This window comes from Crocosphaera sp. Alani8 (assembly GCF_038442745.1).
Classification (GTDB): Bacteria; Cyanobacteriota; Cyanobacteriia; order Cyanobacteriales; family Microcystaceae; genus Crocosphaera.
This window is the reverse complement of sequence record NZ_JARVCN010000145.1, coordinates 1-8628: the sequence shown is the minus strand read 5'-3', so window position 1 is coordinate 8628 and position 8628 is coordinate 1. Positions and strand designations below refer to the sequence as shown.

Genomic DNA, 8628 nt, shown 5'->3' with positions numbered 1-8628 from the left:
GTTTGGCCTAAGTTTTCGCAGCGAGTGACCCCTGGCTTTTTGAGAAGATACATAAAAAGCTTGTTCAATAGCTCTGGCTAAACGAAAAAATAATTGTTGATCTATTCTTTTTTGTATATAAGCTTTAAATAATTTAGCGACTAAATCTGCTTTTTCTTCTTCGTCTAATCTATCAATGTAAATGATTAATTGTTCATAAAGTTTTTCAGATGACTTAGAATTATTATTGATTTTGTCGGAGAACCTCTTTTTATCTTCGTTAGATATATCACTTAAGTTTTCTAAGAATCGTTTTAGTTTCTTAACAAAAAAGTGTTGTTTTACATTAAATCCTGTTTTAATTGTTTTGATTAGTATATCAACAAAAGGAATATTTTGTGCAAGTTGGTTGTTAATTAGTGGATCAAAAACATTCTCTAGTGCATTTAAAGCACTTTCTATATTATCAGGACTGATTACGATACTGACTAAAGATTTTCCTATTTCTTGATTTGATGTTTGAGACATTTCTAAAATAATTCCCCCTGTTGATAAGTAACTTTAGCTTTAATCTCATCAATACCTAACCACAAGTTTACTAAGGTATCTTTTTCTTTAACTTTAGTGGGAATAACTTTAAATGCCACTTCTAATGTCTTCATGAATTTATCGTTATTCACTAACCCTGTTTTCTGCAGAAACTGTCGCACTCGTTGTAAGTTTCCTTCTTCTTCGTAGATGGCGATCGCAGCGTGTAACCCATCCACTAAATGAGTCGCGGAAAACTCGTTAACATCGGTGGTAAATGCCCGTTTTTTCAGTCGTTGTTGAGGGGTTAATAGTTTACAAGTTCCACTGGCTGAGTCTAACACTTTAAACCCTTTGGCTAATTCTGTCACATTGAACCCCCCAATGGCTAAGGCTAACTGTCTGACTTCATCAAAGGGGAACTCTCGCGCTTTAAAGGCATCCCAGGCGAGTAAATACCATTGGGTTAAGGGGTCAAACCCTGCCGTGTCCGTTTGTACTAAGGTTTGGAAACGGTAGGAGGCGATCGCTTTTCGGGCTTCGGCGAAGGCGGCTTCGGGGCGTACTTCTGCCCCTGTACTGTCTAAGATGGGGTAGGAACGGCTAAAGACGTTTAAGGCGGGACCAAACGCGCTTAAATAGAGGTCGATGCCTGTGATATCATTGGCTTCAAATTCGGGGGCCCGTTGTTCGACGAGGTTGGCGACTTCGGGGCGTAAGTCATCCCACCAGGCTTGTTGGGCGTTGGGATCTCGTTTACGACAGACGAGGATAACGGTACTAGAAACGCTGTTTTTCTTAGCTTGATGGAGATTTTGAGGGTTTTCGGTAGAAACTGCCCAAGATGCGGTAATTTCAAACCCTGCGTCGATTAAGGCTTTGGCTAGGGTGTCCCATGCCCCTGAGTCTTTATGGTTAAATTGTACCGTTAAGACTCCTTCATCCCGTAAGACTCGGTAAGCTTCTGACCAAGCTAAGGCTATTTTAGCTTCATAGTCTTCATTGGCTAATTCTCTGGGGGATCTTTTTCCCATGTTACGAAAACGGCCTAAGTTAGCGACGGCTTCTCTGTCTTTATCGGTTAATTCTTGATAGAATAGGTCGGGAAAAATATCATCTAAATTTCGGCGCATCCAGACATAAAAGAAGTCGCTTATTTCTGCATAAGGAATGGTGTCATAATAGGGAGGATCTGTAATAATCGCATCTAAGGTATTATCGGGAATGTGATATAAACTATCGGCTGATTCTAGATTTATGTTTACAATTTCTGGAGCATAGTTATTCTGTATGTTGTTTTCTATTTCTACATCGTTATTATTTTGGTTATTATCAGTGATGGTTGAGTTATTATTTTGACTTTCTAGTTTTCCTAATGGGGTATCTGCAAAGGATGATGACTTAGTTTTAGATGTTTTAGTTATTGTGTTTTTAGTTGATAAAGTTTGAGTTGTAAAATAAGAAGAAAGTGTATTATATTCTGAAGCAAAAGCATTTGCACATTGATTCCATAAATCGCTACAACCATTAATCTCTGGGTAATTCCAAGTTAAGTTTAATGCGTGTTGAGTTGATGCACGTTCAACAGAACATCTAGCAGTATGCCAAATTGATAATCTGCAATTTCTATCAACGCATCTATCCATAACTAAACTTAAATAAGTACAAATTGCTTCTACTTTTTCGGGTTTATATTCAAGATATAATTGAGTTTTAGCTTCGTTGATTATTTCTAAGTAAGTAACCAGGGTTAGAAGTTGACGGGGATTATAACATTGATACCATTGAGTAACACCATAATTACGAATCATTGAATACTGAGGATTAGTTGGAGTTTCTTCATGGCTAATTAAGTTTTTTTCTTCAAATTCTGTCCATTTATCTTTTAAATATTGTTCTGCTTTTTTCACACCTTCAAAATCTAACTGGTTAGGGATTCTAAACTCTAAACTTCCTTTACTTTTTTTAAAAGCCACTGCATATAATTGATGCTCTAATTTGCTTTCATGACTAGGAGTAGCAATATAATCGTTCTCAATTACACTATCACAACATAAACACTTCCCCACACCCCGACTAATAGTATTATTAACACTGGGATCAAAATCTCCACTATCAGTTTGAATTGTTATACCCTTACCTTTTTTCCCCTTAATAAACTCAAAATCAACCCGTTTGTTTTCAAGATTAGGAATAGGTTTAACCGCACACCATTTATGTAAATTCTGCTTTTCTGGACGTTTATATAACCACCAATTAGGAGATAAAGGAACAACCGACTGACAGTTAGGACAAACAACCGTATGCGCCCAAAGATAATTTTGTACGGCTTCACCTTCAGGAGAAGGGAAAAATTCAGCCAGTCTTTTTTCAGTTTCATCACCTACCCATTTAACCCATTTATCAATATCCTTTTGTAACTCTGCACCAAACTTTAAGGGATATTCCATCGCAGCTTTCATGGTAACAACCGCCACAGGATTTAAGTCAGAAGCATAAACATTTAACCCATATCTAGCCGATTCAAAAGGAATACTACCCCCACCAGCAAACTGATCTAAAATAGTGGGACGAGCATCTTCCTTGTCACCTTTACCCCATATTTTCTGACATAATTCATGAACTCGATTAATTTGTTTTTCAGTAGGAGGTGTTTTATATAATCTCACCTTATTCTTATTTCTTAACTCTTCTTTTTCTTCCTTTGATAACTTAGAATTTAACCATAATTCTAACTCTTCCTCTGTATGTAAACCTAATAAATATTCAAACTCCTCTATAGAAATATCAGCAGGAAGAATTGACCCCAAAACCGACGCACGGGAGAAAGATAAAGGTTTCCGTGAATACCAACGATGTAATCCTTTAAAGGGGTTTCCTCCATGTTCATAATATACCTGTTCATTTAACAACTTAACAGGCATAATCTTTTCAATAAAAACTCTCGGACGGTTGGGGTTAGTCATTAATAGTTCCTGAATTTAGTTAAAAAAGTTAGGGACAATTACTTCTATATCTGAATACCAATTAAAATCTGAATCATTAAAAGTATAAATACGCTTAATAATTAATCCGAGTCAAATCAACAGAATACACTAAAATATTAGTATCAATAAAACTTTCAATTTTAGCTGCCATATATCTGACTCCTTGTTAAGGGTGTTTTCACCCCCAAATCAGCAAGCAACAAAGAAAATTCTTCATGTAAATTTTTTAATTCTTCATCCTTTGAACTTTCTACAGTAGACTCTAATTGATTATCTGTATTTTCATGATAGCTATTTTCTTCTAATACTTGAGGAGAACTTTCACGAAAGCTTTTGATCATTTCTTTAATTTCAGCGACTTGTTCAGGGGTTAAACCAGTGACATCAATATAGTTAGTATCCATATAAATTTTATTCTCCTAATAACACTCTCATCGCTTTTAAAGCAGGACTCCGTTTACCATTAGAAATCTTAGCAAACCAATAATGTGCTTCCTCATTACTCATTGCCATTATACCATCCCGAATATTAACAATTTTATTCCCTTTTCGTAATGGTTGTACGGCTTGAAATAAAATAGCTAAATTAACCCCAGACTCTTCACTTAAAATGTAAGGAGTCGAACGCTTATAAGATAAAGTTTTAGGGTCATAATTATTCGCTTTTAAAGTTTGATAAACTGCTTGACGAATTAAAACTAAAGAATGACCTTTAACTCGTCCAATCCGTTTAGCGGCTGGTCGTTTTTTCTCCCCTGCTTTTTTATAAGCACACTGATATAATTCTAACACAAAGTCGTTATCTTTTAATGGCAAAATCCTTAGTTGAAACTCTTGCATCTTTAGTAAATTAATCAGTAAAAAGAGTAGTGCTTTTATTCCATTATTATACGTTAAATAGCCCTTAATAAGTTACTTTTGTTGTTAATTTTAATCTTTCAACAGGGTTACGAGATAAAGCTTGATTAATCATATTAAGTTCTGTTCCATCAAACTTAACAATATCCTTAAACTCAAAAGATAAATTAAGATTAATAGTAGCTTGAGCATTAGGACTATTCAATAAACTATTAATGGTATTAAAGAAACTCATAAACCCTCGACTATCCCCTTGATATTCTAAACGAACAAATTGACCTTGTGCTTGAATCGTGATCGTTTGTTCAATCGACAAAGTAAAGAAGGGTCGATTTAATAATGATAAACTGGTTCCTAGTTTCCGATAATCCATAATAGAATTAACCGTAATCTCTAGACTTTCAACCCCTTGGACTTTATTGTCTAAACATTGGTCTTTAAAATCATTAAATGTTCTATCAACTGTCCCATCAAACGATAACTTAGGGGGTTTATAATCAACAACAGGAATACTAATAACTGATCCCCCAGTATCGTAATTCCCTCCATTTTCTCTAACTTTTCCTCCTCCTAAAGAGACGGTCGTTTCTTGTTCTGCTATTTCTCCACTACCATAGTCAGCAATTACTTTAAATGTGGTAGATTGATTAATTGGATATTCATATTCATCACTGGGCAAAAAGTGACCCATTATCTCAACATCATTTTGATATAGAGTAATGGTTAAAGCTTCCTTTGCTTTCCATCTCACTCTAACTTGCTTTTCTTTATCTCCAGAGATAACTTGTGCGCTTAATTCAATAGTACGAGGTTCAGGAGGTTGTAGGATTCCCCGTCGATATAAAATAAAGCGATCGCTAAATTCAAGAGTATTCGGAAGGGTTAAGCTTTGTCCTTCTGTTTTAATATAAAGATGAGGCTTCTTTGGAGATGTTTCGGATAAGTTTTCTGAACCAACTTTAAGATCCCATTGACCTTCTAATAACCCCCGTCGAATAGTATCTCTTAAAAGAGAAATTTCCCCTTCTATGAGAAACCGTAAGCCTAAATCTTTGGCAAAGGTTTCTTTTAAAGATTTTGTCGTCCAATATTCTAACCCAACTGGCCATACTTTCTGTAAAATGAAGGCAGGGGCATAAGGTTTTAATGGGTCTTCGGGACGTATTTTTTGACAATCTTTTAGGGCTTTAAAAATAATATCCTGTTGGTTATTTTTCCCTTTAACGGTACTCGATTCTTGTGCAGGTAACGTATAATGTTTTAAACCATTGGGAGCTTTGATTGGATCTGAATCAGGGTAAAATAAATGACGGTAAGAATTAGTTAAACTAATTCTTACTTCTAAATCTTTTGCCCCCTCTCGTTCTCGTAATTGTTTCTGTTGGCTTTCAGATAAATCCTCTAAACGACTTTGAGAACCTAGAATATTTTTGATGGCTTTGTATTCCCTAGCAATATCAATGGCATTCTCAATTTGAATTTTATTGGCCACTAGAAATAATAAGCGATTCCGAAATAACCGAAACTTACCAGCATCCCCTGTATTGTTAAAAATTTGTGTTACTAAAGAGGGGGGATCATCAGTGGAAGTGTTAACCGTTCCTTCTTGAAAATCAATCACACATAAAGCAATATCATCCGGACGATCATCCACATCTGATGGACTTTCAGGGGATGAAATTAACGTAAAAAACTTTTTAGCAAAAATACTATCCCGACGATTTCTTAAATCTTCTTTGGCCTCAGTACGGCCTACTTGTTCCTTTTCTTCGGTTACAATTTTGTTGATAGAAGGTTCTTCTTTAAACCGAGATAAGGCTGTAACGGGATCATCATCTAAATACCAAGCCACTGAAACCAACTGGTTAATTACTCGATCCACAAAACCGATCTCAATACCAGGGGTCAACAACGATAAATTTAACTCAGCCCGTCGAATACCGGAACTAATCCCTTGAGTCAAAGAATGTAAAAAAATAGTTCTCGCTACCCAAGTAGAAAAAGGAGGTTTCCCTGCTAATAACCACTCTTCATCTTGTACTTGAGCATAAGCTTCCCGTCCATTGGCATTATAAATATCAGCCCCAATAGGACTACGCATAGGGGAACGTTGTAAGCGAGAAGTTAAATCATTGGTCACCTCTTCATCAACGCCAACCGGAATATGATGTGTGTGGATTAAATGAACCCAATCAGGTTTAGTTTGCCATAAATGACGGACAATTTGAGCAAATAACCTTAATGCCCCTCTCGTCTTCTGAAACTCAGGAATAGACGCAATTTTCTTGGTTAATAAACTAAATAACTCAGGATGAAATGGATAACTTTGGGCGATCGCTTGAGCATAATTAGCATCTTTACAAGCATCGGGTAAATTAATCTGGCTGGTTCGATAAGCACTCAAGTATTCTGTGGCGATCGCCTCTCCTGTATTGGCATCTACGGCGGCAAATAACCGTTGTTTGACAATGTTATAAATCTCAATATCATTACTAGGGGTCAACACCCGTTCTTGTCGGGCTGACGCTTTGATTAATTCTTGAAGTTCAATAGTTTCAGCAGCAAAAGTATCCGTTGAAGAGGCTAACGAATAAACAAAAACCAAATGATTACAAGCCGCGGCTAAGTCCATCAAGGAGAAGAGAAAATTAACAACCTGCTTGGCTAAATTACTATCTTTTATCGCTTTCCCTTTAGCTGCACTTAAATAACGGGCAATTTCATCAAGGATCATGACAGTGGGTTTCCCCTGCATTAACCGTTCCATGACTGAAGTACCAGGACTCACCCCCGATTGATCACTGGCTTGTAATAACTGATATCCTTCAATACCCCCAATTTGATAAGCGAACTCTCCCCATAAGGTATAAGTGGTTATGCCTGTATCTTCGTGATAAATGCCATTAATCGGGTCTAAATCTCGACCATCAACGGCTGCGACTTGAACTGGAGTAGTCGGTAATAATCCAACGGACACAAAACGGTCTAAGCCAGTAATATTTCTGCCTTTTTGACAAATATGCCATAAAGCAATTTCATCATGGGTTTTACCACCCCCGAAGCTTGTTTCTAAACGAATGACAGGAGAACCTGACCCTTTCCGTGTTAAACGACTAAAAACTTCTTTTAATAAGTTTTTGATGCCATCAGTGGCAAAAGTATTAGCAAAGAAAATATCTGGATTTTGATAAACTTGGGGAGCTTTTCTTTCTACAACTAAACGAAGTTTGGCTGCGAATAAGTCAACTTTCAGTTCCCCTGATAAAATTTCGGGTCTAGGTTCGCAAGTCTCAAAGATAGAAGATAACATTAATTTGAGTAATTAAATAACTTTAGAAAAACTGAGATTCTCTTGTTCAGGATGACTATTTATTCCAAAGCCAAATTCTTTTAACCAAGATAACATTTTCGGTCTATTTTCAATTTGGTCTAATGTTAATTCTCCGTATAACGTCTTCCATCCTTCTTGAGAGGCTAATTTTTTAACCGTATTCCATAATAAAAGATTAATTTCTTCAGATGAATCAGTTGAACAAGGACTAATCATGTTCAGTGAAACTTCGTCGGCTGAAGATTCTACTTCTTTAACTAAATCAACTCCTGCTGTAAATTTACCATGATTCAATCTATCTAATTGTTTCAAAGAAATACGCCATAAATTAAAATTATTTCTGTATTCCACTGATAGCGTATAATTGTTACCAAAACTGTCAATGTATTCTTTCATTATGGGTTCTCCTTTCTTGAATTTTTTATCAAATTTAGGCAGTTCAGAAGTTGGCTCATGGGGCATGGACTCAATTATTTGTCGGATCAACTCAGAGCGAGATAAACCGCAACTTGCAGCATAATGTTCGATCTTTTCATCTTGTTCGTCAGTTATACGAACCCTTAACCACTTTTCTTTTGCCATGTCTCTATCGTGACACAGTGGGGTACGTTTTGAGGATTAGTGCTATCACCGATAAATTGTAAAATTTTCTTAAGTGAAGCTCAGATGAACCACCGCCACCTCCACAGCCTTGTCCTTGGGATTCTCGAAGGAGCGCACCACCGCCACGCACTGATTAATCAATCGCTCAATCACGACGCGAACGCCCTGCATGGCAATGCCTTGCAAAACTCGCACTCGAACCAGCACACGAGGCAACATTCCACGCTAACAGCTTTGGTTTTAGAACCGGACGCTCAGCACATGATGCTCAAAGATATGTTTACGACAATCTAACCTGCATTATTCATGAGAGAATTAAGAACAAGCATGAAAGCCTTATGC

At 36.6% G+C, this 8628-nt stretch carries 7 protein-coding genes; all 7 read right to left on the bottom strand.

The annotated features are described in order from the left end of the window. Positions 1-507 (bottom strand): hypothetical protein (locus P9B04_RS10115; protein WP_342054867.1); only part of this gene is annotated, 507 nt, incomplete at its 3' end. Between the two features lie 2 nt (positions 508-509). Next, positions 510-3473: a DUF1156 domain-containing protein gene (locus P9B04_RS10110; RefSeq protein WP_342054866.1), complete on the bottom strand. Its 2964-nt coding sequence runs from the start codon at positions 3471-3473 to the stop codon at positions 510-512. Between the two features lie 161 nt (positions 3474-3634). Then, the gene (locus P9B04_RS10105; protein WP_342054865.1) at positions 3635-3898 is read right to left on the bottom strand and encodes a hypothetical protein; all 264 of its coding nucleotides are present in this window, start codon (positions 3896-3898) and stop codon (positions 3635-3637) included. Positions 3899-3905: 7 nt separating this feature from the next. Continuing rightward, a complete protein-coding gene (locus tag P9B04_RS10100; RefSeq protein ID WP_342054864.1) occupies positions 3906-4334 on the bottom strand; it encodes a DUF7680 family protein in 429 nt (142 codons plus the stop codon). 64 nt (positions 4335-4398) lie between these two features. Next, entirely contained in the window at positions 4399-7662 is a 3264-nt protein-coding gene (locus tag P9B04_RS10095; protein ID WP_342054863.1) for an ATP-binding protein, read from the bottom strand. Positions 7663-7674: 12 nt separating this feature from the next. Then, positions 7675-8265, bottom strand: a complete 591-nt coding sequence (locus P9B04_RS10090) for a ribbon-helix-helix domain-containing protein (protein ID WP_342054862.1) — start codon at positions 8263-8265, stop codon at positions 7675-7677. Positions 8266-8334: 69 nt separating this feature from the next. Next, complete coding sequence (locus P9B04_RS10085; RefSeq protein WP_342054861.1) at positions 8335-8472, bottom strand: hypothetical protein; 138 nt, start codon at positions 8470-8472, stop codon at positions 8335-8337. Between the last annotated feature and the right edge of the window lie 156 nt (positions 8473-8628).